Origin of the sequence: Desulfotomaculum sp. (genome assembly GCA_003513005.1) — a bacterium.
Classification (GTDB): domain Bacteria; phylum Bacillota; class Desulfotomaculia; order Desulfotomaculales; family Nap2-2B; genus 46-80.
Genome location: DOTD01000030.1, coordinates 60642 through 83588, shown reverse-complemented (window position 1 = coordinate 83588; position 22947 = coordinate 60642). Strand labels below are relative to the sequence as shown.

Annotated in this window: 22 protein-coding genes; 19 read left to right on the top strand and 3 right to left on the bottom strand. The window is 43.6% G+C overall.

Annotation, left to right across the window (positions count from 1 at the left end; all coding sequences use genetic code 11):
- Positions 1-323: 323 nt before the first annotated feature.
- Entirely contained in the window at positions 324-1244 is a 921-nt protein-coding gene (locus DEH07_03095; protein HBY03528.1) for a hypothetical protein, read from the bottom strand.
- Positions 1245-1281: 37 nt separating this feature from the next.
- Complete coding sequence (locus tag DEH07_03090) at positions 1282-1581, bottom strand: PadR family transcriptional regulator (protein ID HBY03527.1); 300 nt, start codon at positions 1579-1581, stop codon at positions 1282-1284.
- Between the two features lie 356 nt (positions 1582-1937).
- Here DEH07_03090 and DEH07_03085 point away from each other — a divergent pair, with 356 nt between their 5' ends.
- Positions 1938-2030: a hypothetical protein gene (locus DEH07_03085; protein HBY03526.1), complete on the top strand. Its 93-nt coding sequence runs from the start codon at positions 1938-1940 to the stop codon at positions 2028-2030.
- A gap of 114 nt (positions 2031-2144) precedes the next feature.
- Here the strand turns inward: DEH07_03085 and DEH07_03080 are convergent, their stop codons facing one another.
- Entirely contained in the window at positions 2145-3392 is a 1248-nt protein-coding gene (locus tag DEH07_03080; protein HBY03525.1) for a hypothetical protein, read from the bottom strand.
- A 215-nt stretch (positions 3393-3607) separates the two neighbouring features.
- Between DEH07_03080 and DEH07_03075 the strand changes: the two genes are divergently transcribed.
- From DEH07_03075 to rpoB, 18 genes are all read left to right on the top strand, one after another.
- Positions 3608-4606 (top strand): deoxyguanosinetriphosphate triphosphohydrolase, encoded by a 999-nt coding sequence (locus DEH07_03075; protein ID HBY03524.1) that lies wholly within the window; start codon positions 3608-3610, stop codon positions 4604-4606.
- Between the two features lie 144 nt (positions 4607-4750).
- Positions 4751-6541, top strand: a complete 1791-nt coding sequence (locus tag DEH07_03070) for a DNA primase (protein HBY03523.1) — start codon at positions 4751-4753, stop codon at positions 6539-6541.
- Positions 6538-7632 (top strand): RNA polymerase sigma factor RpoD, encoded by a 1095-nt coding sequence (locus tag DEH07_03065; protein ID HBY03522.1) that lies wholly within the window; start codon positions 6538-6540, stop codon positions 7630-7632. The genes DEH07_03070 and DEH07_03065 overlap by 4 nt, the downstream gene beginning before the upstream one ends.
- Positions 7633-7708: 76 nt before the next feature.
- Positions 7709-8326, top strand: coding sequence for a molybdenum cofactor guanylyltransferase (locus tag DEH07_03060; GenBank protein HBY03521.1), 618 nt, complete (start codon positions 7709-7711; stop codon positions 8324-8326).
- A 12-nt stretch (positions 8327-8338) separates the two neighbouring features.
- A complete protein-coding gene (locus DEH07_03055; GenBank protein HBY03520.1) occupies positions 8339-8863 on the top strand; it encodes a YqeG family HAD IIIA-type phosphatase in 525 nt (174 codons plus the stop codon).
- Between the two features lie 22 nt (positions 8864-8885).
- Positions 8886-9770 (top strand): shikimate dehydrogenase, encoded by an 885-nt coding sequence (aroE, locus tag DEH07_03050; protein HBY03519.1) that lies wholly within the window; start codon positions 8886-8888, stop codon positions 9768-9770.
- 60 nt (positions 9771-9830) lie between these two features.
- Entirely contained in the window at positions 9831-11027 is a 1197-nt protein-coding gene (locus DEH07_03045) for a chorismate synthase (GenBank protein ID HBY03518.1), read from the top strand.
- A 17-nt stretch (positions 11028-11044) separates the two neighbouring features.
- Positions 11045-12646, top strand: coding sequence for a 3-dehydroquinate synthase (locus DEH07_03040; GenBank protein HBY03517.1), 1602 nt, complete (start codon positions 11045-11047; stop codon positions 12644-12646).
- A 280-nt stretch (positions 12647-12926) separates the two neighbouring features.
- On the top strand, positions 12927-14852 hold the full coding sequence (locus DEH07_03035) for a threonine--tRNA ligase (GenBank protein HBY03516.1): 1926 nt from the start codon (positions 12927-12929) through the stop codon (positions 14850-14852).
- Positions 14853-14920: 68 nt separating this feature from the next.
- On the top strand, positions 14921-15427 hold the full coding sequence (locus tag DEH07_03030; protein HBY03515.1) for a pantetheine-phosphate adenylyltransferase: 507 nt from the start codon (positions 14921-14923) through the stop codon (positions 15425-15427).
- A gap of 323 nt (positions 15428-15750) precedes the next feature.
- Positions 15751-15900, top strand: a complete 150-nt coding sequence (rpmG, locus tag DEH07_03025; protein ID HBY03514.1) for a 50S ribosomal protein L33 — start codon at positions 15751-15753, stop codon at positions 15898-15900.
- Positions 15901-15944: 44 nt separating this feature from the next.
- A complete protein-coding gene (locus tag DEH07_03020; GenBank protein HBY03513.1) occupies positions 15945-16289 on the top strand; it encodes a preprotein translocase subunit SecE in 345 nt (114 codons plus the stop codon).
- 39 nt (positions 16290-16328) lie between these two features.
- Positions 16329-16856: a transcription termination/antitermination protein NusG gene (locus tag DEH07_03015; protein HBY03512.1), complete on the top strand. Its 528-nt coding sequence runs from the start codon at positions 16329-16331 to the stop codon at positions 16854-16856.
- A gap of 57 nt (positions 16857-16913) precedes the next feature.
- Positions 16914-17342 (top strand): 50S ribosomal protein L11, encoded by a 429-nt coding sequence (rplK, locus tag DEH07_03010; GenBank protein ID HBY03511.1) that lies wholly within the window; start codon positions 16914-16916, stop codon positions 17340-17342.
- A gap of 16 nt (positions 17343-17358) precedes the next feature.
- Entirely contained in the window at positions 17359-18057 is a 699-nt protein-coding gene (locus DEH07_03005; GenBank protein ID HBY03510.1) for a 50S ribosomal protein L1, read from the top strand.
- 178 nt (positions 18058-18235) lie between these two features.
- Entirely contained in the window at positions 18236-18769 is a 534-nt protein-coding gene (locus DEH07_03000) for a 50S ribosomal protein L10 (protein HBY03509.1), read from the top strand.
- Between the two features lie 46 nt (positions 18770-18815).
- On the top strand, positions 18816-19202 hold the full coding sequence (locus DEH07_02995) for a 50S ribosomal protein L7/L12 (GenBank protein HBY03508.1): 387 nt from the start codon (positions 18816-18818) through the stop codon (positions 19200-19202).
- Between the two features lie 213 nt (positions 19203-19415).
- Positions 19416-22913, top strand: a complete 3498-nt coding sequence (gene rpoB / locus DEH07_02990) for a DNA-directed RNA polymerase subunit beta (GenBank protein ID HBY03507.1) — start codon at positions 19416-19418, stop codon at positions 22911-22913.
- The last annotated feature ends 34 nt before the right edge of the window (positions 22914-22947 follow it).

Sequence of the window (22947 nt, the reverse complement as noted above, 5' to 3'; positions counted from 1 at the left end):
GCCAACGTCTATCTTATATATTTTTGATGCTTTAGGATCATTACTACTCATATCTGATTAACCCCCCTTCTTTTTAAAATATCAAATTAGAGAAATATCCAGCCAGTATTTATCTGTTAAGTTAGGTTCTTTGACGTCTAAAAAAGTCTGTTCAACTCCTAACAATCCGATCGTTTTGCCTTTAACTTTCAGCTTATATATTTTTGGCGCATTAAAATCACAACAACTGCCCACGTATTGATCTTCTCATTTCTTAATTCTTATTTTATATATAGTATAAGCTGATCATGTTCGTAAATAAATATGGCAGAATTATATCGTTTCTAAATAATTGGTTGAAGTATTTGGAACACATAACCAGCTATGATGGCAACAGCGAGTACCGTTACTATAAAAGCAGCCACCAGTTTTGGTTTAAAGATTGAAGCCAACAAAATTATTTCAGGAATACCAGCCCCCGCTCCACCAATTATCAGCGCCATTAATGCTCCTATACTCATTCCTTTTGATAGTAACACTGTACCTATAGGGATCATGGTTTCTACCCGGATATACATTGGTACTCCAATAACAGCTACGACAGGTATTGCCCAGTGGTTACCCGGTCCGGCAACCTTTATGATAAATTGCTCCGGCACAAACCCATAAATAAAAGAACCTATTCCAGCGCCTATAATTAGATAAGGAACAACTTGTAGAAATAAACCCCATGTCTGCAAGCCGGCACGCTTTACCTTTTCTTTGTTTGTTAAAGGTCCTTTCTGTTTTTCCGTTTCCGCACAGCAACCGAATTGCACACGGACATTCTTATATGTGCTGGCCATGCCCATTCGCTCCCATATTGCTCCGATAAACACAGCGGCAATAAAAGTAATTGCAGCATAAAGCAAAGTTAACTTCAATCCTAACATAGCAAAAAATAAGGTAAAAATAACGGGGTTTAGAAGAGGTGAAGAAATAAGAAAGGACATTGCAGCGCCAAAAGGCGCTCCGCCGTTTAGCAAACCAACTAATATAGGAATAGTTGAACAGGAACAAAAAGGTGTAAGAGCTCCTAAAATAGCGCCCAGGATATTGCCCAACCATTTTTTTGGCCTTGTAAGATAACGCCGTATTGTTTCCTCGGTAACAAATTCCTGGAGCAAAGCCACGAGGAAGGAAATACCAATAAATAACGCCAACAATTCAGCGCTGATTTGGATAAAATACTTTCCGGCAGTAATTAAATTATTCAGTTCAAATATTGTAGACACCGCCAATTTTGTAATTTATATAGCGTGATTACTGTTTTATAGCTTCAAGAATATAATTGGCTACTTCTTTCCAGGCTTGGGCAGCAACATGATAAGCTTGTTCCCCTGAGGATGTTAGGGTATAAACCTTTCGCTCACGCCCGGAAACCACTTGTGTATTGAACTCTACTAATCCGGAATCAGTGAATTCCTTTAACACAGGGTACAGGCTTCCTTCAGTGGGAGCGCAGCACCCATTAGTAAGGCCGGCTACCTGTTTGGTAATTTCATAACCATGCAGTGGCTGCCGGTGAAGCACTTGTAAGATAAAGAAACGGGAAAGGCTCATTTTTATTAGACAAGCCCAATATTCTTGTGATTCGTATTTTATTTTAAATACCTCCTCTATGCATAGAAGAATAATGCATATACCCTATTTGCATTATAGAATTATGTATCTATTTTTGTCAAGACAAAATAATTTTATAATTAAAGTCTTATGGTAGAACCAGATCTTGTTGTTGCTTTCAATCCTGTCCCTGGTCCATTAAAGTTCGTTCAAGTCTTCAATGTTGTTACTAAGCTAAAAAGTCCAACAAATGTGTTACCTTTACATATGACAACGCAAACAGACTTACAAGAAAGACTTTCGACGATGGAACATATTATAGATATACATATGATGAAACAGACAAACTTATTTGGATGACTGACCAGGCAGGGAACAGTTATACTCTGACTTATGACCGTGCAGGAAGGCCAACAGGTCTCATAGATAATGTAAATGATACGTTATAATGCTCCCCAGAAACGAGACACAGAAATAGAAAAATAAAATACAATGGGAGCATGAAAAAATGCAATCATTATTTAGCAGAGTACAAAACAAAAGTAGTCCTGATTGCTAAATATTTACCCGTGCAGAGTATATTTTATTTTCTTTAAGGCAGAAATGCCTTTTTGGAGAGGATTTTCCTCCAGGACTAGGAGATTTGACGGATGGCCTTTTTGAATCCCAGGGCTAGTTCCGGTAATAAATGACCCGTTTGTTGTAGCCGCCTTGATGATTTGTCCGGTTGACAGCCCCGCTTCACTATACAGCTCAAGTTCCCTGTAATAAAGTTCCCCGTGTTTTATCGACGGTGACCCGGAATCAGTGCCCACTCCGACAGTTATTCCCAGGTCAAAAGCCTGTTTGATCATCTCCTGGTGCCGGCGGTATATCCTTTCGGCTATACTTTTGTATTCCGGATTAACACCGGAGACAGTTGTCCGGATATAAACAGGCATAAGTGTCGGTGTCCAGCACCTTTGGAGTTCAGCCATTCTTAACAAGGATTCACGGCTGAGATGATAACCGTGCTCTATGAAGTCGATTCCCGATCTTAAGGACATATCAACCGCCAAGTCCGAGTCTGCATGGGCCATAACCTTAAGGCCCAGGGAGTGCGCTTTGTTAACAATGATTTGCAAATCCTCGAAAGGGAAATGTATGGGCCCTATCCTGCCGTATTCTTTTATGCTTACCAGGCCTGAAGTAACAACCTTAATCTGATCGACTCCTGCACGGGCGAGCCTTGCGACATTATCTTCATCGCCAGCCTCGCCCAGGAGGGATCCGTAGCTGTTTCGCCTGCGCAGGGCATTTCCCGTGGCAGTTATTAATGGACCGGGTATTTCTTTCTCCTGTGTTATTTTTCTTAACAGCAGGTTAATTCCCGCCTGGTCACCGCCGTCCCGGACAGTCATGACGCCATTTGAAATAAGGCTTTCAAACCTCGAAGCCGCCAAAGACTGAACGCTTTCAGGATCGTTCCACCCGGCCTTTGCCTTTTCATCGTCTATACCGTCAAACGCAAGGTGGACGTGACAGTCAACCAAACCAGGCATTACAGTAAAAGCCGAACAGTCGAGGAAAGAAGAATCTTCGGGGGCTTCTTCTTTAGTGATTTCGCTTATCGCGCGCAAAAGATTTCTACGTTCCTTGTTTTCGCCGGAAAAGGAAGAAGTTTGTTCAGAAGTGACTGGGCCATATAAATCTTTAATAGTCCTGTTCCGAATATGTATAAGAATGTTACTGCCTTCTAATTTTCCGTCTTTGCCGATTAACGCGCCTGACAGAAGGTAATAATTTCCCTTTGGCAAAATGATATGTTCCATATTTTATCCCCCTTTAAAAAATACTAAATAAAACCTGTTTTGTCCAATCAGTTTTTTTATAAGGTTTGTCACAAGTAAAGTAAATCTGTTGGTAAATATTTTTTATAACAGGGAGGAAGATAGATAACTAACAACGTATTATTACTATAAGAAAAGTATAGCCTCCGGTTTTTTATATTCCGGGGGTGTTTTTAACCGTTAGAGAGGGTAGAACTTTGGAAATAAGGCTGCGTACGGAGGATCTGGAAGAAAAGTATCTTTCGCCTTATGCTTCACGAAGCCGTTTAAGCAAAGGGAGGCTTTATAATGAGCGGCCCTGCAGTGTACGGACCGATTTTCAGCGGGATCGTGATCGTATTATCCATTCAAAAAGTTTTCGAAGATTGAAGGGGAAAACACAAGTCTTTATTATTCCTGAAGGAGATCATTACCGTACAAGGCTGACTCATACTTTGGAAGTATCGCAGATTGCGCGTACGGTAGCCAAAGCATTACTGCTCAATGAGGACCTGACCGAAGCAATTTCTCTCGGGCATGATCTGGGACATACGCCTTTTGGCCATATTGGCGAGGAGGCGCTTAACGGAGTTTTCCGGGAAGGTTTTAAACATAATGAACAAAGTCTGAGGGTGGTTGACAGTCTGGAAGGCGGAACTGGCCTTAACCTTACCTGGGAGGTCAGGGACGGGATTTTAAATCATACGGGAAGCATAGCGCCTGTTACCCTGGAGGGTCAGGTCGTCAGGATTTGTGACCGCATAGCTTACATAAATCACGATATTGACGATGCAATCAGGGGAGGTATTCTTTCAGTTTCTGATTTGCCTGTGAATTGTCTACGAAGATTGGGATATACACACCGCGAGCGTATAAATTGCCTTGTGGCCGATCTAATTGGATCAAGCTGGGAAAAACCTGCAATTGCTTTAAGCAGTGAGATCCAACAGAGCATGGATGAGCTCAGAGCTTTCCTTTTTGACAGGGTATATATTGGATCGGAGGCAAAAAAAGAAGAAAAAAAGGCGATTCATGTGGTCCAATACATTTTTAAGTATTTAACAGATAATCCCCACTATCTGCCTGATGAACACAGACAAAAGGCACAAGAACTTGGTGCAGACAGAGTTGTTTGTGATTACATAGCAGGGATGACTGACAGGTATGCGGTTTTACAATTTACAAGGTTATTTATTCCCAGCCCTTTCCCTGTTTAATTCTAAAAGCGTATTAGACAAAAAATTGTAGAATAGGGAAGGAAATATCATAAAAATAGCGAATAGTTAAGTAAGATAACTAAATGCTGTTGGAGCCGGCATCTTGGGAATTTTGTGAAAAACGTCTCCAAAGGTGATTGTGTAATGGAGAACTATCTAAAAGATGACACGGTTGAAACCATCCGCCAACATGTTGAAATTACTGAATTAATCGGTGAATATATACGTCTTGAGAAAAAAGGCAAGGATTATGTCGGTCTCTGCCCTTTTCATCAGGAGAAAACGCCGTCCTTTACGGTCAGCAGCGGAAAACAAATTTTTCATTGTTTCGGCTGCGGTGTGGGAGGTGATATTTTTAAGTTTATCATGCTTTCTGAAGGGCTAACCTTTCCGGAAGCTGTAAGGCGGCTGGCTGAAAAAGCAGGAGTATCTCTGCCCGTTACCGAATGGGGCAGGATAGAAAAAAAAAGAAGTCAGGAACGTTTCTTCGAAATAAATAAACTGGCCAAGGACTTCTATAGGAATATCCTGATCAACAGGCAGGAAGGCAGACAGGCCAGGGAATATTTTAAAAACAGAGGACTGGAAGAAAAGGCTCAAGAGCTTTTTCAACTGGGTTATGCGCCGGAGAATTGGACTGATCTGGTGGATAATCTGCAAAACAAAGGGTGCCTTCCCGGGGAACTGATCGAACTGGGTCTGGCTGTCCAGGGGGACAGAGGCCTGCATAACCGGTTTTACGGACGGGTAATATTTCCTATTTTTAATATACAGGGACAGGTGACAGGCTTTGGCGGAAGGACGATGGGTCAAAGTCTGCCGAAATATTTAAACTCATCTCAGACTCCGGTTTTCAGCAAGGGGCAAGTCCTATATGGGTTAAATCTTGCCAGGCAGGCTTTGCAAAACGGACCTGCTATTGTCATGGAAGGTTATATGGATGTAATAACAGCCCACCAATATGGTTTTTCCGGGGCGGTTGCTTCTTTGGGAACAAGCCTGACGGATGGGCAATGCAGAATGCTTCTCCGTTACACCAAAGAAGTTGTTATTGCTTATGACGCAGATACTGCAGGTGTAAATGCAACCCTGCGTGGTTTGGATCTTCTTCAGGAGTTGGGCGGTCGTGTCCGGGTAATAAGTATCCCGCAGGGGAAAGATCCTGATGATTATATCAGGATGAACGGCAGGCAGGGTTGGGAGGAACTCCTTAATAAGAGTGAAACGTTACTGGAATATAAACTTCGTCAGGCAAGCCTTGCTGATCAAGACACAAGGCAGATTCTCGATAAGGTTATTCACAATATAGCAGTAATGGATAGTGCGGCAGATCAGGAAGAGGGTGTCAGAACGGTAGCTTCCTATCTCAACTTAAGCTGGGAAGCAGTTATAAGCGAGCTTGGGAGATATCAGACAAACCAGCGAAAAAAATGGCCAATTCCGGATAAAATTGCTAAAAAAACGCATAATATACTACAAGGACAATTAAATGTCCGGGAAAATGCCGAGCAGCAAATATTGAGCATAATTTTACATGAGCCTGAATACTTACCTGTTGTAAAAGAGGAGTTAGGGGAGCAGTTCTTGAAAGATCCGACATTAAATAAGATTTATTTCTTGATTAATCAAAACCGGGAGTTAAATCCGGCAGATTTAATGAGCAGACTTAACGATCAGGAATGTACTGTATTAAGCAGGCTGTTGATAGATACGCCCGTAAAGACACAGGGCAGGGACGTTTTGAGGGATCTGATAACAGCGTTAAAAGCTAACGAAAGAAAGTTAAAAAGGGTTCAACTTTTGCAGGAACTTACAAGGGCGGAAAAAGCTCAGGACAGTCAGCGAACGGCAGCTATATTAAAAGAGCTTCAGGAACTCATAGAGGTTGACAGGGAAATTTCGGCCCGCTCAAGAGAGGGGGAAAGAGCAGTATGAGGAACGAAATTAAAATAGACAGCATCAAGGAACTAATTGAGGAAGGCAGAAAGAGAGGGGTACTTACCTACACCGAGATTATGGATGGTTTGCAGGGAGCCGATCTTACACCCGAGCAGATAGATGATGTGTATGAAAAGCTGGCCGGCATGGGTATTGAAGTAATACCTGAAACGCCGGAACTTGAACCCGTAAGCAATCCTGCTTCTTTAGATAATTCGCCTGAAGAAGTCGAGGTTGATTTGAGTGTTCCGGAGGGTGTAAGCATAGATGATCCTGTACGTATGTACCTCAAAGAGATTGGAAGAGTTCCCTTACTGGCCCCGGAGGAAGAAGTCGAACTGGCAAAGCGTATGGAGAATGGTGATGAGGAATCTAAAAGACGTCTTGCAGAGGCGAACCTGCGTCTGGTCGTGAGCATCGCCAAACGTTATGTGGGGCGGGGAATGCTCTTCCTTGATCTGATCCAGGAAGGAAATATGGGTTTAATAAAAGCAGTTGAAAAATTCGACTACAGGAAAGGTTATAAATTCAGCACCTACGCAACCTGGTGGATTCGTCAGGCTATTACCAGAGCCATAGCCGATCAAGCAAGGACTATACGGATCCCGGTACATATGGTTGAAACTATAAATAAGCTGGTCAGGGTATCCCGGCAGCTTTTGCAGGAGCTGGGCAGAGAACCAACGCCGGAAGAGATCGCCCTGGAAATGAATATATCGGAGGAAAAAGTAAGGGATATTTTGAAGATAGCCCAGGAACCTGTTTCTTTGGAGACTCCGATAGGGGAAGAAGAAGATTCGCATCTTGGCGATTTTATAGAAGATCAGGAAGCGCGAGCGCCTGCTGAGGAAGCGTCCTTTACAATGTTAAGGGAACAACTGGATGAGGTTTTAACGACTTTAACCGACAGGGAACAAAAGGTGTTGCGCTTGCGGTTTGGGCTGGATGACGGCCGGGCGCGCACGCTTGAAGAAGTCGGGCAAAGATTTGGCGTAACCAGAGAAAGAATTCGCCAGATAGAAGCCAAGACCCTGCGGAAACTTCGCCATCCCAGCCGGAGCAAGAAGTTAAAGGATTATCTTGATTAATTTTTTTAAAGGCGCAGTATTGTTATAAATGTGCACTTTCAGCTGGAAGGATAATTTCCTGGAGCAGGCCTAACATATGCGCCGACGAAAGTGGGAATTATCTTTGCAGCCAGTAAGCGCGGCGGTTCTTGCCGGTGGAAAAAGCATACGGATGGGCAACAATAAGGCCTTGATTAATATAGGCATAAACAGCCTTGTGGAAATTACAATAAATAAGATCAGGCCTTTTTTTCAGGAAATAATCCTTATAACTAACGAGGCAGAATCATACGCTCACCTTAAAATTTCCATGGTTCCCGATATCTATAAGAATTGCGGGCCTCTCGGAGGAATTCATGCGGCGCTGAAAGCGGCATCCTGCGAGTTTGTTTTTGTAGTTGCCTGTGATATGCCTTTTATCGAACCAAAACTTGTAGAGCATATTCTTAAAAGCGGTGATCAGAGTTCAGACATAGTTATACCTAGAATAAATAACTATTCAGAACCGCTGCACGCTCTTTACAGGAAGAGTTGTCTGCCTGTCATCGAATCCAGCCTGAACAAAGGCGAATTGAAGGCTGCTTCCATTTGGCCGTACCTGAGAGTAAAGTTTATTGATCGTGAGGAAATAAATCGGTTTGCCGATTCCAAGGTTTTCTTTAACATAAATACACCCATGGATTTAAATAAGGCTAAAAAAATATTGGGAGTATAGATTGATTTGTCTATATTCAAGTTGTTATATCCCAAGCTTTATGTCTCTTCGTTGTTTGATATTAACGTAAATGATCTTTATAAGGCAGGAATCCGGGGTATCCTTTTTGACCTTGACAATACAATCATACCGCGAAATACGGATGTATTTTCAGCAGAAGTATGCAGTTGGCTTAAAGAAATACGCAACCGCAATTTCAAGGCATGTATCATTTCTAACAACAATGCCAAACGTGTTTCTAAACTTGCCGGAGAATTGGATTTACCCGCAATCTGTTACGCGATAAAGCCGCGCCGCAAACCTTTCCGACAGGCGCTTGGTCTGCTGGGAACTTATCCCGAACAAACAGCAGTGGTAGGAGATCAGATCTTCACAGATATTCTTGGCGGCAACAGGCTGGGTATGTTTACTATACTTGTGACGCCTATGAATGGAAAAGAGTTTTGGGCTACACGTCTGATCAGCCGGCAGTTGGAGAAACTTGTCCTGAATTTATTTAAGAAACAGCCTATATACTCTGAATACCAGCATAAATAGAGTTTCCAGAAATGGGGTTTTTATTCTATTGTTAATAAGCGGCGCAACGCATGTTTGTGGAATTTTTGGCTATCCTGTCGAACACTCATTTTCACCGGTCATGCATAATGCGGCCTTTTCTTTTTTAGGGCTTGATTTTGTTTATGTTCCATATTGTGTTGCGCCTGAAGAACTGGAGAACGCAGCCAAGGCGGTTATATCGCTGGGAATAGCCGGCGTAAACATTACAATACCCCACAAAGAAAAAGTATGCCGCTACATTGATCAGCTAACACCCGGGGCTAAAATAGCAGGCGCCGTAAACACCATTGTCAATAAAAAAGGAAAACTGTATGGCCATAACACCGATGGAGCCGGCCTTTTGCGTTCCTTAAAAGAAGAAGCAGATTTTTTACCTGCGGGGAAAACTGTGCTAATCTTAGGCGCCGGAGGCGCTGCCCGGTCCATCGCTGTTGAACTTGCCATGTCGGGGGCATTGTTAATAACCATAGCCAACCGGAAGCCAGAAAGAGCCGTTGAGCTTGCGCATCTATTAACCGGGCAGACTCCGGTAAAGAAGGCTGATACTGTGCACTGGACCACGCCGGAATTCAAAGAATCTGTTAAAAGGGCTGATTTGATTATCCAGGCGACGCCTTTAGGCATGTATCCCAACGCAGAAACCTGCCTGGATTTTCCTTTTGAATACCTTCAGCCGGGTCAGGTTATCTGTGATTTAGTTTATAATCCTCCTATTACAAAATTTTTAAAGAACGCAAGCTTAACTGAAGGAGTTAAAGTAACTAATGGAATAGGAATGCTTCTCTACCAGGGAGTGCTTGCTTTCGAACATTGGACAGGTGTGCAGGCCCCTGTAGAAATAATGCTCAAGTCACTGCAGGAGTTCCTTGCCGCGCAAGTTTACTAGTTAAACATAACGGCTTAGATCTAGTTATCCTTATTTAGAATAATGAGAGGAGTTGTATTTGTGCTTCGTTATTTAACCTCCGGTGAATCCCATGGCCCTGAGCTTACAGCAATAATTGAAGGCTTACCTGCGGGGCTTCCTTTGAGCAAGGACTATATTAATAAAAGACTTGCCAGGCGTCAGGGGGGTTATGGGCGCGGAGGCCGGATGGCAATTGAAAATGATCAGGTTGTTTTTTTGAGCGGGGTACGTGGAGGTATTACAATCGGGAGCCCTATTGCCTTGCAGATAAAGAACCGTGACTGGATAAACTGGAAAGAAATTATGGCGTCCGACGAAAGTGCAAGCCTGGGTCAAAGAGGGGTTACACGCCCCCGGCCTGGGCATGCTGATCTTGCCGGCGCATTAAAGTATGACCAGCAGGATATAAGGAATGTTCTGGAACGTGCAAGCGCCAGGGAGACCGCTGCCAGAGTTGCGGTGGGAAGTGCAGCGGAGAGACTGCTCGAAATGCTGGGTATTATCGTAATTGGTTATGTTGTGCAAATCGGCAGTATAACCGTCAGTGAAACGTCAGGTTATTCGAAGACCAGCCAAATGGAGCGGACCGATCTCCAAATGTTTAAAGAAGCACTGTCTGGTTCGCAGCTTTACTGTCCCGATTCAAAAGCGGAAGAGGCCATGAAACAGGAGATTGATCATGCCAAAGCTACAGGTGATTCCCTTGGCGGTGTTTTTGAAGTGTGCGTATTTGGCTTGCCACCTGGTTTGGGCAGTTACGTCCAGTGGGACAGGAGGTTGGACGGAAACCTGGCCAGGTCGCTGATGAGTATACCTTCAATAAAGGGAGTAGAAATCGGACTCGGTTTCACTGCTTCACGCTTGCCCGGTTCTTTAGCGCACGATGAAATCTATCACGAAAAGGGAAAGGGATTTTATCGTCTTACAAACCGTGCAGGTGGATTGGAAGGTGGCGTGACCAACGGGGAACCTTTAATTATAAGAGCAGCCGTAAAACCAATCCCAACCTTGTATAAACCTTTGCACAGCGTTGACTTGCTGACCCACGAACCCCAACTGGCTTCTGTGGAAAGGGCTGACACCTGTTCTGTGCCTGCAGCCAGCGTAATCGGGGAAGCCGCAGTAGCATGGGAATTGTCAGCTGCCTTCTTGGACAAGTTTGGCGGTGACACAATTGACGAGCTAAGAAAAAATTACGATGCATATCTGCTGCGGTTAAAAGAAAAAAGTATTTAAAACGGGCGGATTTTAATATGGAAAATATCATTTTAATCGGATTTATGGGAACTGGCAAAACCATTATTGGTAGAAAACTCGCCGACCGCCTCAAGTGGGATTTTATTGATACCGACAGTGAGATAGAGCGCGTTACGGGCAAAACAATACCGCAAATTTTTAAACAATTGGGTGAGGCGAGATTTCGTTCAGAAGAAAAAGTGGTTGTCAAAAGACTTAGCAAAAAAAAGCATTTGGTAGTGGCAACTGGTGGAGGGACAGTACTTGACAGCGAAAATGTATCCTGTCTGAAGGAAATTGGGATCCTCGTCTGTCTGACCGCTGATCCGGAGACAATCCTGACACGGGTTAAAGCAAGCCGGAACCGGCCGCTTCTCGGTGGTACAGAAGATTTAAAACAAAAGATTGAGGATCTTTTATCAGTACGCTCACAGGCATATGGTGCAGCAGACTTAAACATAGATACAAGTTTCGAAGATCCGGACCAGGTGGTTGAAAAAATAATTAAAAATCTCCAGGAGTGTCATAAGATGTCAGCGCCAATAGATATATATCTCGATCTTGCGGAACGGAGCTATCATATCTATATCGGCCAGGGATTAATAAACTCGGTGGGTTGCTATCTTAAAGAGCTTAATTTAGGAAAAAGTGTGCTCATGGTAAGTAACCCCAAGGTATTTGGCCTTTACGGCAATTTAGTTAAAGAAAAGCTTTCCAGTGCAGGGTATAGGGTGGTCCCGGCGCTGGCGCCGGATAGTGAAGAGGCAAAGAGCCTGGATGTTGCCGGGAAATTATATGATCTGGCATATCATAATCAACTTGACCGCCAAAGCGTGGTGGTCGCCCTGGGAGGGGGAGTTGTAGGTGACCTTGCTGGTTTTGTAGCTGCAACTTATATGAGGGGGATTGCTTTCGTACAGATGCCAACCACTCTCTTGGCCCAGGTAGACAGCAGCGTAGGGGGCAAGGTAGCGGTGAACCACCCGCGCGGAAAAAATATCATCGGATCTTTTTATCAGCCGAAACTTGTTCTATCAGATATAGATCTAATATCTACCCTTGATGACAGGGAACTGAGGACCGGGCTTGCCGAAGTAATTAAATGCGCTGTTATTGCTGATCGAGAGTTTTTTTCATGGCTCTTTGATCATATAGGCGACTTGCTTGACAGGCGGCCTGAGGCACTGGCAAGAGCAATCTCAACCTCCTGCAGAATAAAAGCAGAAGTTGTTCAGGAAGATGAAACGGAAAGAGGGCGCCGTGCTATTTTAAATTTTGGCCATACAGTAGGGCATGCCATAGAAGCATTGTCGGGTTATAATCTATACCGTCACGGAGAAGCGGTAGCGATAGGAATGGCGGCTGAAACCCGCCTGGCCAACAAACTTGGTATTTTAAAACAGGAAGAAGAAAATCGTATCATTGGTTTGATTAAAAAGACAGGCCTGCCTTCAGAATTACCCGGGCAGATTCCTGCTGATCAGTTTTTGATTTCTATTTTAAAGGATAAAAAAGTAATCGACAGGGAATATACATTTGCTTTGCCAGTAAGAATTGGGAGGTCTGAAATTGTAAAGGGCGTTCCGGAAGAAGTTTTGCGAAGTATATTAGGAAAATAAGCTTTTTTACCCTGCGCTTACCGCAAATGATCAAGGATATATTTACCGGACAGTTCAGGGAATGTACCGGATGTAGTCTCTGCTTTAAGAATTAACAAATAGATGTCCATGCTGCTGAAGCAGCGACATCAGCACCATAAGTATTTCATAAAACTGCCTGCTTCTTCACGCAGGGTTGCCGGACAAACTCTTTTATTACGCGTTTTATTGACAGAATTCCTTCCATCTGGTTATATTAAATCAGCATCATCTTGAAAATCATCTACAGGAGTTAAAACGAATGTTAAAAATTATGTTAAAGGACGGTCAGATCCGGGAGTATGAGGCGGGTACGAGACTTCTCGAAATAGCAAAGGATATTAGTCCTCGGCTGGGCAAGGAAGCCCTTGTCGGAGCAATAGATAAAGAACTGCATGATTTGGGTTACCAGCCTGAAGGCGGGAAAAACATTGATTTCTTTACCTTTGAGGACGATGAAGGCAAACGCGTCTTCCGTCACAGCAGCGCACATGTTATGGCGCAGGCGGTAAAACGTCTTTTTCCCGATACAAAGCTTGCCATTGGTCCTGCAATAGAGGAAGGTTATTATTATGATTTTGATACCCAAAGACCCTTTACAGTCGAAGACCTGGAAAAAATTCAGGATGAAATGGAAAAAATCATAAAAGAGGATTTCTCTTTTAAGAGGTTTGAGCTGAGCAGGGAAGAAGCGCTTAAATTGTTCAGTGAACTAAAAGAGCCGTATAAAGTTGAATTAATCAATGACCTTCCATTGGATGCGGTAATCTCATGCTATTCACAGGGAGAATTTACAGACCTGTGCGTCGGTCCCCATCTTCCTTCCACCGGCAGGTTAAAGGCTGTAAAGCTGCTAAGTATAGCAGGGGCTTACTGGCGTGGGGACGAAAGAAACAAAATGCTTCAGCGTATCTATGGAACATCGTTCCCTGAAAAAACCAAGCTTGATGAACACCTGTTTCGAATTGAAGAAGCTAAGAAAAGAGATCACCGGCGTTTAGGCATTGATTTAGATTTATTCAGTATTCAGGAAGAAGGGCCGGGATTCCCATTTTTTCACCCCAAAGGAATGGTTTTGCGAAACGAACTGGAGAAGTTTTGGCGTGAGGAGCATAAAAAGAGAGGATATCAAGAAATACGGACGCCGGTTATCTTGAACCGTTCTCTTTGGGAACAGTCCGGGCACTGGGACCATTACAGGGAAAACATGTATTTTACCAAAATAGATCAGGCTGATTATGCAGTAAAGCCAATGAATTGTCCGGGTGGTATTCTTATTTACAGGAGCCGTCTGCATAGTTATAGAGATCTGCCCATCAGGATGGCTGAACTGGGACTGGTCCACCGTCACGAGCTGTCGGGTGTTTTACATGGCTTGATGCGTGTACGGTGCTTTACTCAGGACGATGCCCATATATTTATGCTGCCCGGGCAAGTTAAAGACGAAATTATAGGCGTCATAAACTTCGTGGACGACTTTTATAAAATTTTCGATTTTCCCTACCACGTTGAGCTTTCCACCAAGCCTGAGAATTCCATAGGTTCGGATGAAATTTGGGATCTGGCGACAAAAGCGCTGAAGGAAGCGTTGGAAGAAAAGGGTATGAGTTACAAAGTAAACGAGGGCGACGGCGCTTTTTACGGCCCGAAAATTGACTTTCATCTTGAGGACTGTCTTGGCCGCACATGGCAATGCGGCACAATACAGTTAGACTTTGTTATGCCCGAAATGTTTAACCTGGCCTACATAGGTGAGGATGGTGTAAAACACCAGCCGGTCATGCTTCACAGGGTAATCTTCGGGAGTTTAGAGAGGTTTATTGGGATACTAACGGAGCATTTTGCCGGCGCTTTTCCGCTTTGGCTGGCGCCTGTGCAGGTAAGGGTACTTCCCATAACTCAGAGGCATCTTGCATACGCGGGTAAAGTAAAAGATATTCTGGACGAGGAAGGATTCCGCGTTGAGCTTGATGACCGTAATGAGAAAGTCAATTACAAAATACGCGAAGCTCAGTTACAAAAGATTCCTTATATGCTGGTGGTCGGGGATCGTGAGTCTGATAGCGGCCAGGTTTCCGTTCGTAACCGGCAGCTTGGTGATTTGGGAGCGATGGCGCTTGACGAGTTTGTTTTAAAAATACAGGAGGAGGTTAATATTAAGGCTTTATCACCACTTCCGAATGCATAAACGAACATGAGCATGTAGGCAGTTGATCTCCCTAAGGCAAATTAATTTTCAGAGTAGGAGTGAAAAGTTTGCGAACAGCCATTTATCCCGGCAGTTTTGATCCCGTAACATGCGGTCATTTGGATATTGTTGAACGGGCTGTAGCGCTGTTTGACAAAGTAATTGTGGCTGTGTCAAAAAACGCAAGTAAGAGTCCCTTTTTTTCTGTTACAGAACGCGTGGACATGTTAAGGGAAGTCCTGCAAAACTATCCAAACGTATTAGTAGATTCCTTTGAGGGCTTAACAGTCAGCTATGCGGTCACAAGGGGAGCGCAGGTAGTGATCAGGGGACTAAGAGCTATTTCGGATTTCGAAAACGAATTCATGATGGCCCTGACGAATAAGCAGCTGCAGCCTTCTGTTGAGACTGTTTTCTTGATGACAAGGGCAAGATATTCTTTCATAAGTTCGAACGGAGTAAAGGAAGTTGCCTATTTCGGGGGCTGTATTACCGGACTGGTACCCCCTTTAATAGAGGAAAGACTGGGTAAGAAAATATTAGCCTGCAGAGAAAGAGATAAGTCGGAAGGCTAAGTTGGACCTTGCGGAGATCCAGGCAAAATGCTTAACAATAACATTGAGGCAATTATCAAAACACTGTCCGGATGATTGTCAGCTATTAAGATTTTGTGTGACAGGTAATTCATCTTTTGCCGGAGGAAGCTAGTTTATTTTCCTGCCTTAATAATATTTTCCAATGAATAATCCGGTATTGCAGGTCTTGTGTTTCCCCTGAAACATTAAAATCCTCCTGGATACAACGGCCCCAAGGCAAGTATTGACATACAATATGGCTTATGTTAAATTAGTTAAGGCTATTGGCTGGCTATAACATATTTTGGAGGGTAAGCTTACTGATGCGTGTATTAGTTACATTGGCTTGTGGTGAGTGCAAACAAAGAAATTATACTACGACAAAGAATAAAAAAAATGATCCTGGCCGGATTGAAATGAAAAAGTATTGCAGGTTTTGCCACACCCATACTTTACATAAAGAAACGCGTTAAAACCGGTTGCTTAAATAAGAGAGAAGAGCTTAAAGGATGTGGCTATGTTGGGTAACGAGGCCAAAAAGGGAAATACTACAAAACAGGACCCGCCTAAAAACGGAATTTTTAAGAAGCCCGCGATCGGTTCAAAGAATTTGAGCAAAGGTTCAGGGACCAAGCCCGATCGAAAACAAAATGCGCCAAAAAAAGACAAAGTAAATTATGTAGAACAGCTGAAGTTCTATTTTAAAGGAGTTTATAGTGAACTTAAAAAAGTTCATTGGTTGGGCAGGCGTGAGGTAAGTATCTATACCGGGGTTGTTTTAGTGGCGGTTACGATAGTGGGGATATTAATCTGGGCATTCGATTCTTTCCTCTCCCGTTTATTACATTTGATTTTGGAATAATTAATTGGGAGGTGGGAGCCCTTTATTGGGTCCCTCTTTATGGATAAACAGTGGTATGTAATCCATACTTATTCCGGCTATGAAAACAAGGTCAAAGCTAACCTTGAAAAAAGAATCGAAACCATGAATATGGAAGATAAGATTTTCCGTATAATTGTTCCTATGGAAGACGAACTGGAATTCAGAGATGGTAAAAGAAAAATCAACAAGAGAAAGATTTTTCCGGGTTACGTCCTTGTTGAAATGGTAATGGGCGATGATTCATGGTATGTTGTCCGGAACACTCCGGGGGTTACAGGTTTTGTTGGCTCAGGTTCAAAACCCATCCCTTTAACTGAAGAGGAAGCTGTACAGGTTATGCGTCAAATGGGAGTGGAGGAGGTCAGGATACGGGTTGATCTCGCAATTGGGCAAAATATCAGGGTCAAATCGGGGCCTTTTGAGGACTTTATTGGAGTAGTTGAAGAAGTTCGCCCGGATAAGTATAAACTCAAAGTTAAGATATCAATGTTCGGACGGGAAACCCCCGTAGAATTAGATTTTGCTCAAGTGGAGAAAATAAGTTAGGAAGTTTTTTATAGATTTAAGGCTGGTAAGTATTCATGACGGGAGGTGTTTATAAGAATGGCACGTAAAAAGAAGGTAGTCGCAATAGTAAAACTCCAGGTTCCTGCCGGTAAGGCAACGCCAGCTCCTCCAGTAGGTCCGGCGTTAGGGCAACACGGGGTAAATATCATGGCTTTTGTAAAAGAATATAATGATAGGACGGCTGCTCAGGTTGGTCTGATTGTACCGGTAGAAATTACTGTTTTTGAAGATAGGAGCTTTACTTTTATCTGCAAAACACCACCTGCATCGGTATTATTAAAGAAAGCGGCAAATATCGAAAAGGCTTCCGGCGAACCAAACAAGAAAAAGGTTGCCCGTATACCGGCCGCGAAAGTTCGTGAAATCGCTCAGACAAAAATGCAGGATCTTAACGCCAATACTATAGAAGCAGCTGTACGTATGGTAGAAGGAACTGCCAGGAGTATGGGTATTGAAGTTGTTTAAGGAGTGAATCGGGTAAATGCCTAAAAGAAGTAAAAATTATCAGGAAGCCAGCAAGCAAATCAACAGTGATCTGCTTTATGATCCTAAAGAGGCTTTGGAATTGGTAAAGCAGCTGGCCAAGGCAAAATTTGACGAAACAGTCGAGGCAATTGTCAAGCTGGGTGTTGATCCCCGTCATGCTGATCAGCAGGTCAGGGGAGCAATGGTTTTGCCTCATGGAACCGGCAGGACAAGATCGGTTCTGGTGTTCGCGAGGGATGATAAGGCAAAAGAAGCGCTTGACGCAGGGGCTGATTTTGTTGGCGCTGAAGACATTGTCGAAAAAATTCAGCAGCAGGGTTGGCTTGATTTCGAAGTTGCTATAGCCACCCCTGATATGATGAGCATGGTTAGTAAATTGGGGCGCATACTTGGCCCGCGCGGACTTATGCCAAACCCGAAAACAGGAACTGTTACTCCTGATGTAACCAGAGCCGTCAATGAGGTAAAGGCCGGAAAGATAGAATATCGTGTTGATAAAGCAGGTATCATTCATGTTCCCATAGGAAGAGTATCATTTAACACTGAAAAGCTTGTCGAGAATCTGGATGCTTTACTGGATCAATTGGTGAAAGTTAAGCCTGCCGCAGCAAAGGGGCAATATATTAAAGGGATCTATGTATGTTCGACTATGGGACCTGGGGTTAAAGTAATCGCCCTGAAGCTTTCAGCTTAAAAAGTATATATCTTAAATGCGCTATAGACAGTTGGTGTCGTAAAGACCTAAGGGTGCAGCACCGCCAACCGAGGCCTCATAAAACTTTGTGTGTTTTCTATTGAAAACGGCAGGCCTCTGGTTGAAACAGAGGCTTTTTCATTCAGCTAACCATATTAGAGGAGGTGATTGAAACAAAATGTCTTCCAGGGATGAAAAACAGATGGTTGTAAATGAAATCAGGGAAAAATTGAAGGATTGTAAAATTGCTATAATGGCTGATTATCGCGGTCTTGATGTCGCGTCAATGAGCAGTTTGCGCCGAAGACTACGGGAAGTTGACGCTGAACTGAAGGTGGCTAAAAACACTCTTACCCGTCTGGCTGCAAAAGAAATAGACCTTAATGATTTGGGCTCTATTCTTGAAGGGCCGACTGCAATCGCATTTTGCAAGGGTGATCCGGTTAAGCCCGCAAAATTATTAATTGAAATAACTCGTGAATTTAAACAGTTGGTAATTAAAGGCGGGGTGTTGGAAGGGAAAGTTATTCAGGACAGACAAGTCCGCCAACTGGCCGAACTGCCTTCGCGAGAAGTTTTATTGGGCAGAGTTGTAGGTGGCATGCAGGCGCCGGTTTACGGATTGGTAAATGTCCTAAGCGGTCCGCTAAGAAATCTTGTCTATGTAATTGAGGAAATTCGCAGACAAAAGTCTGCCGGAGAAACAGGTTAATAATGCAATTAAAATGGTTAATAATTATAATGGGAGGTTCATTAAAATGTCAAAAGTCAACGAAATAGTTGAAGCTGTAAAAGGTTTAACAGTTCTGGAACTGGCAGAACTGGTTAAAATGTTCGAAGAAGAATTTGGCGTCAGCGCTGCTGCGCCAGTTGCTATGGCAGTTCCTGCTGCCGGGGCTGCATCTGCTCAGTCTGTTGTGGAAGAAGAGGAACAGACGGAATTCGATGTTATATTATCATCAGTGGGAGATAAGAAGATTAACGTTATTAAAGTTGTTCGCGAGATTACCGGTCTAGGTTTAAAAGAGGCGAAAGAGCTTGTGGATAACGTCCCCAAACCTGTAAAGGAAAAGATAGGCAAGGAAGAAGCGCAATCCATCAAGGAAAAACTTGAAGAGCAGGGAGCCGGTGTCGACGTAAAATAATTTATCAATAATACATATTGACAATCAAATTGTAAAGTGCTAGTATAATTAGATAGCTTCTTTTTATACTTTCTTATATTTGGTAAATTATTTTGGGGGATAATGTTGTAGAAACTATTCCGTTTTAGAAAAAAGCGAGGATCGGAAATATGCCGGACCTTGCTTTTTACTTGTTTCTTTTTTGTAAATCTCCAAGGGGGTTGGTAGCGTAGAATGAGTCTTATAAATTTGGGTTCCAGGGAGCGATGGAGCTTTTTTAAACTTAAAGAGGTCTTGGATCTGCCCGATCTTATTGAGATTCAAAAAGGTTCGTATAAGTGGTTTTTAAGTGAAGGACTGAGAGAAGTATTTCGTGATGTTTCTCCTGTTCAAGACTTTACAGGAAACCTTGTTCTGGAATTTTTAGATTATTCGTTGGGGGAACCTAAATATTCAGAAGAAGAATGTAAAGAGAGGGATGTTACCTATTTCTCACCATTACGGGTTAAAGTGAGGTTGATCAATAAAGAGACCGGTGAGGTAAAGGAACAGGAAGTTTTTATGGGGGACCTTCCCCTGATGACTGAAAAAGGAACTTTTATTATTAATGGGGCTGAACGCGTTATTGTCAGCCAATTAGTGCGGTCCCCCGGTGTCTATTTCGGTGAACAGATTGATACATCGGGTAAAAAAATATATACTGCAACGATTATTCCCAATCGTGGGGCCTGGCTGGAGTTTGAAACAGATGCAAATGATCAGATTTTCGTACGCATTGACCGTACACGTAAAATACCGGCAACAGTTTTAGTCAGGGCACTGGGTTACGGTCCCAACATGAAAATAATGGAACTGCTAGATGAGAACGTGCATATTCAGGATACCCTGGCACGGGATAATACTGATTCGGAAGAAGAGGCCCTGGTTGAAATTTACAAACGGTTGAGACCCGGGGAGCCTCCCGCTGTCGAAAGCGCCCGCACATTACTGTCTTCCCTGTTTTTTGATCCTAAACGTTATGATCTGGCCAATGTCGGCAGATATAAAATAGAAAAAAAGCTAAAGCATGGCGTTTTATACCGTGATGGCGAACCTGATGGTGATCTTAAAACACGTCAAAAGGATCAAAACCGTGAATTCATCCGTGAATTAACGCACAAGGATATTATACAAACAATGCGGTATTTGCTTAAGCTGATGGATGGGGAAGGGAATGTTGACGACATTGATCACCTGGGTAACCGCAGAGTCCGTTCTGTGGGCGAGTTGCTTCAAAACCAATTCCGCATAGGATTGGCCAGGATGGAACGGGTAATCAGGGAACGGATGACAATTCAGGATATAGACGTGATTACACCGCAGGTTTTGATAAATATCCGACCGGTAGTTGCTGCAATCAAGGAGTTTTTTGGCTCAAGCCAGTTGTCTCAGTTTATGGATCAGACAAATCCTCTTGCCGAACTAACCCATAAGCGCCGTCTTTCCGCACTGGGACCAGGCGGACTTAGCCGTGAAAGGGCTGGTTTTGAGGTCCGTGATGTTCACCATTCTCACTATGGAAGAATCTGCCCTATTGAAACCCCTGAAGGTCCTAATATCGGACTTATAGGATCTTTAAGCTGTTATGCAAGAGTCAATCCGTTTGGTTTTATCGAGACCCCTTACCGTAAAGTAGAAAAACAAAATAAGCGGGTCACCGAAGAAATCAGCTATCTAACAGCCGACGAAGAAGAGGAAAACGTAATTGCTCAGGCTAATGTTCCCCTTGATGAAAACGGCTATTTCAAAGGACAGGTGAGCGCGCGATCTTATCATGGAGAAATAATGGTTGTTCCCGATTCCAAGGTTGATTATATGGACGTTTCACCCAAGCAGGTGTTCAGTGTGGCTTCAGCTTTAATACCTTTCCTGGAGCACAATGACGCCAACCGTGCGCTGATGGGCGCAAATATGCAGCGTCAGGCTGTTCCACTGATTAAAGTTGATGCTCCGCTGGTTGGTACAGGGGTAGAATATAAAGTCGCCTGCGATTCCGGTGTCGTGGTGCTTTCAAAAAGTGACGGCATTGTGGAAAGGGTCACGGCCAATGAAGTTCTAATCCGGACTGATGAAGGCACAATCAATACACATAAGCTTTTAAAATTTAACCGTTCTAATCAGGGGACCTGTATAAACCAGAAAGCTATAGTAAAAAAAGGCCAGCGTATTAAAACCGGGCAGGTAATTGCAGACGGTCCCTCAACCGATTACGGGGAGTTGGCGCTTGGGCGCAATGTACTGGTTGCTTTTATGCCCTGGGAAGGCTTTAATTATGAGGACGCAATACTGGTAAGTGAAAAACTGGTCAAAGAAGATTATTTTACTTCGATCCATATTGAGGAATATGAGTGTGAAGCCAGAGATACCAAACTTGGTCCTGAGGAGATAACAAGAGATATTCCAAATGTAGGTGAGGATATACTTAAGGATTTAGATGATCGCGGGATAATTCGTATAGGCGCTGAAGTCCGTCCCGGTGATATTCTTGTAGGCAAAGTAACTCCAAAGGGAGAAACTGAGCTTACTGCGGAAGAACGTTTGTTAAGGGCTATTTTTGGTGAGAAAGCGCGTGAGGTGCGGGATACTTCATTGCGCGTGCCGCATGGGGAAGGCGGCAAGGTAGTCGATGTCAAGGTGTTTTCGAGGAATAACGGGGATGAACTTCTTCCCGGAGTTAACAGGCTGGTCAGGGTTTACGTTGTTCAGAAAAGAAAAATTTCTGAAGGAGATAAGATGGCCGGACGTCATGGTAATAAGGGTGTAATTGCACGCATACTGGCCGAAGAGGATATGCCGTGCCTTTCTGACGGCACACCGGTCGAAATTGTCTTAAACCCTCTGGGGGTGCCTTCAAGAATGAACCTTGGGCAGGTTTTGGAGGCTCATCTTGGATGGGCTGCAAAACAAATGGGTTACTATGTTTCAAGCCCTGTTTTTAACGGGGCCGGTGAAAAGGAGATTCTTGAGTTCCTCAATAAGGCCGGTCTTCCTGAGGACGGGAAAATTGTTCTTCGGGACGGACGAACCGGAGAACCGTTTGATAACCCGATTACCGTCGGATACGTTTATATGTTAAAGCTTGCCCATCTGGTTGATGATAAAATCCACGCCCGTTCGACCGGACCTTATTCACTGGTTACACAACAGCCTCTCGGAGGAAAAGCGCAATTCGGCGGGCAGCGTTTCGGCGAAATGGAGGTCTGGGCGCTTGAAGCATATGGCGCCGCCTATACTCTTCAAGAGATTTTAACCGTCAAATCGGATGATGTTCTGGGACGGGTTAAGACTTATGAAGCGATTGTAAAGGGAGAAAACGTGCCTGAACCAGGTGTTCCCGAGTCGTTCAAGGTGCTGGTGAAGGAATTGCAGAGTCTTTGCCTGGATGTTAAAGTTCTTTCTGAAGATGATGAGGAAATCGAAATCATGGAAACTGAAGAGGAAAACACAGAGGCGGCAAAGGATCTGTGGCTTGATATGCACGTTGAAGAAACCACGTACGGCAAAGGAAGCATTGTTAACGAAAATATTGCAGATGCAGATGCAGATACAGATGCAGATACAGATGCAGATACAGATACAGATACAGATACAGACGAAGAAGATGATTACATTGATGAATCCTTTGATGATAACCTTGTTCTTGATGAAGAAGAGGAGGATGAAGCTGAAACCGAAACCGAAACAGAGGAATAACTTCTTTGCGGGCTGAAGAGGTCTTTGAGCTAAT

Excerpts from the sequence above, each read along its gene's own strand:
- DEH07_03015 (HBY03512.1), top strand. The coding sequence starts at position 16,329 with ATGGATAAACAGTGGTATGTAATCCATACTTATTCCGGCTATGAAAAC.
- DEH07_03000 (HBY03509.1), top strand. The coding sequence starts at position 18,236 with ATGTCTTCCAGGGATGAAAAACAGATGGTTGTAAATGAAATCAGGGAA.
- DEH07_03090 (HBY03527.1), bottom strand. The coding sequence starts at position 1,581 with ATGAGCCTTTCCCGTTTCTTTATCTTACAAGTGCTTCACCGGCAGCCA.
- rplK (HBY03511.1), top strand. The coding sequence starts at position 16,914 with ATGGCACGTAAAAAGAAGGTAGTCGCAATAGTAAAACTCCAGGTTCCT.
- DEH07_03065 (HBY03522.1), top strand. The coding sequence starts at position 6,538 with ATGAGGAACGAAATTAAAATAGACAGCATCAAGGAACTAATTGAGGAA.
- DEH07_03070 (HBY03523.1), top strand. The coding sequence starts at position 4,751 with ATGGAGAACTATCTAAAAGATGACACGGTTGAAACCATCCGCCAACAT.
- DEH07_02995 (HBY03508.1), top strand. The coding sequence starts at position 18,816 with ATGTCAAAAGTCAACGAAATAGTTGAAGCTGTAAAAGGTTTAACAGTT.
- DEH07_03020 (HBY03513.1), top strand. The coding sequence starts at position 15,945 with ATGTTGGGTAACGAGGCCAAAAAGGGAAATACTACAAAACAGGACCCG.
- DEH07_03080 (HBY03525.1), bottom strand. The coding sequence starts at position 3,392 with ATGGAACATATCATTTTGCCAAAGGGAAATTATTACCTTCTGTCAGGC.
- DEH07_03035 (HBY03516.1), top strand. The coding sequence starts at position 12,927 with ATGTTAAAAATTATGTTAAAGGACGGTCAGATCCGGGAGTATGAGGCG.
- rpmG (HBY03514.1), top strand. The coding sequence starts at position 15,751 with ATGCGTGTATTAGTTACATTGGCTTGTGGTGAGTGCAAACAAAGAAAT.
- DEH07_03005 (HBY03510.1), top strand. The coding sequence starts at position 17,359 with ATGCCTAAAAGAAGTAAAAATTATCAGGAAGCCAGCAAGCAAATCAAC.
- DEH07_03060 (HBY03521.1), top strand. The coding sequence starts at position 7,709 with ATGCGCCGACGAAAGTGGGAATTATCTTTGCAGCCAGTAAGCGCGGCG.
- DEH07_03040 (HBY03517.1), top strand. The coding sequence starts at position 11,045 with ATGGAAAATATCATTTTAATCGGATTTATGGGAACTGGCAAAACCATT.
- rpoB (HBY03507.1), top strand. The coding sequence starts at position 19,416 with ATGAGTCTTATAAATTTGGGTTCCAGGGAGCGATGGAGCTTTTTTAAA.
- DEH07_03085 (HBY03526.1), top strand. The coding sequence starts at position 1,938 with ATGACTGACCAGGCAGGGAACAGTTATACTCTGACTTATGACCGTGCA.